Below are 1,058 nucleotides of genomic sequence, written 5' to 3' on the forward strand. Positions count from 1 at the left end.
CGCCTTATAGCCACCCATTCCGTCGGCGACCACCGCTAGCCCAATCCGAGCATTGGCCGCGCAGCAATCCTCGTTATGCGGCCGGCGCCGTCCGACATCGGAGACGTTCACTAACTCGATCTTTCCAGATAAGTCCATGATCTTACAAAGGAAGTATGGCAAGCTCCCGTAGCGACGTTATGGTCCTTGGGGACGGGGGCGTGCTTTCGACACCCGGATACCCCCTCTGCGCTAGCGTCCCTTTGTGGCGGCTCGATCTCGTACTACCAGAGATGGTTGCCGCTGAGCCAATTTATATAGTAGCTTGTATTTCATTAAAATAAAGCGTTAGTGGGGGCGGCTGAGGGTTTGCAATCACGTTTTTCCGCACCACTGCTTGACGGCATCCCGGGCTTGTTGGACCGCAGCGGCTTGCTTTTCCTCATCGTAGATAACCCGGTTGCCCTTTTTGTCTATGTCGTAGATATATCCTGCCTGCTCATAGTTTCGCAGTTGATCCTTGGCCAGGTTGCAATTGCGTTCCCGCTCCTCTTTCTGCTTTTTTTGCGCCTCGGCTTGTTCTCGTTTTTCTTGACGTTGCTCTTTGAATACTTGCAGCAGCCGCTCGCGTTTTTCTTCCCGTTCACCGGCTATGGGGGTCACTTCGGGGACATCCTTGAGGCGCACCGATTGGGCGCCCGGCAAGGGGCGGTCGCCGTAATGAACTTTGCCTTGTTCATCCACCCACTTATAAACCTCCGCCGCCACGGCGAGATCGGCGATCCACAGAGCCGAAACAAGCGCCACCCAGGATGCTAATACTTGGATTGCAAGAGCTTGCATGATTTTTCCCACCCGCTGCTATGGACGCCCCAGAGGGCGGCAAAATTTGCCCTGCAGCAAAGCCGCGAAAGCTAGAGCATTCTTAAAATATAGCTTGAGTGTGGTAAAAATGCCCGCACAAAAAAGCGGCGGGGCGTCGCGCCTTAGCGCTCAAGCAGGTGCAACTTGTCTTTCACGTCTTTCCACTGATCCGCATCGGGAGGAGCCTCTTTGAGGTGGCTGATGACGGGCCATTC

2 protein-coding genes are annotated in these 1,058 nt (G+C 54.8%); both read right to left on the bottom strand.

The annotated features are described in order from the left end of the window. Nucleotides 1-354: 354 nt before the first annotated feature. Nucleotides 355-822 (bottom strand): DUF4124 domain-containing protein, encoded by a 468-nt coding sequence (locus ACREAY_RS12100; protein WP_431756018.1) that lies wholly within the window; start codon nt 820-822, stop codon nt 355-357. Nucleotides 823-965: 143 nt separating this feature from the next. Next, nucleotides 966-1,046 carry a DUF3470 domain-containing protein gene (locus tag ACREAY_RS12105; RefSeq protein ID WP_431756019.1) on the bottom strand — a complete coding sequence of 27 codons (81 nt, stop codon included), beginning with the start codon at nt 1,044-1,046 and terminating at the stop codon, nt 966-968. Nucleotides 1,047-1,058: the final 12 nt, after the last annotated feature.

The sequence above is a fragment of the Nitrososphaera sp. genome (assembly GCF_050748925.1).
GTDB lineage: Archaea > Thermoproteota > Nitrososphaeria > Nitrososphaerales > Nitrososphaeraceae > Nitrososphaera.